This is a genomic window from Bacillus sp. LR--39, from assembly GCF_053613335.1.
This window is the reverse complement of sequence record NZ_JBSIOT010000782.1, coordinates 1-746: the sequence shown is the minus strand read 5'-3', so window position 1 is coordinate 746 and position 746 is coordinate 1. Positions and strand designations below refer to the sequence as shown.

The window sequence follows — 746 nt, the reverse complement described above, 5'->3', positions numbered from 1 at the left end:
AGGATCGTTTGATAGAAATCAAAAGGAAAATAACCGAGGAATGGAGCGGACAGTGTGAGATTTTTCCTCTGGATGTCGGCCGCCTAGAGGATATTGCCCGGGTCCGCGATCAGATCGGCTCGGTTGATGTACTGATTAACAATGCGGGCTTCGGTATATTTGAAACGGTTTTAGACTCTACATTGGATGACATGAAAGCGATGTTTGATGTGAATGTCTTCGGCCTGATCGCCTGTACAAAAGCGGTGCTTCCGCAAATGCTTGAGCAAAAAAAGGGCCATATCATCAATATCGCCTCTCAAGCGGGGAAAATCGCAACACCGAAGTCGAGCCTGTATTCCGCGACCAAGCATGCCGTGTTAGGTTACTCAAACGCTTTGCGGATGGAGCTTTTGGGAACCGGCATTTATGTGACAACAGTCAACCCGGGACCGATTCAGACGGACTTTTTTTCCATTGCTGATAAAGGCGGGGACTACGCCAAAAATGTCGGCCGCTGGATGCTTGATCCTGATGACGTGGCAGCTCAAATTACAGCTGCAATTTTTACGAACAAGCGGGAGATAAATCTTCCGCGTTTAATGAATGCCGGCACTAAGTTGTATCAGCTGTTTCCAGCTCTTGTAGAAAAGCTGGCAGGACGCGCGCTCATGAAAAAATAATGATGGAACTGCCTGTGGTGGAGTGGCTTGTTTCTCACGAGGCAGTTTTTGATAGTGGAAGGGAGAGATTGTTGAATGTCAGTT

At 47.6% G+C, this 746-nt stretch carries 1 protein-coding gene; it reads left to right on the top strand.

Features of this window, described 5'->3' with window-relative positions; translation table 11 throughout:
* The coding region (locus ACWHAR_RS26515) for an SDR family NAD(P)-dependent oxidoreductase (RefSeq protein WP_452088352.1) at positions 1-662 on the top strand (662 nt) is incomplete at its 5' end.
* Positions 663-746: the final 84 nt, after the last annotated feature.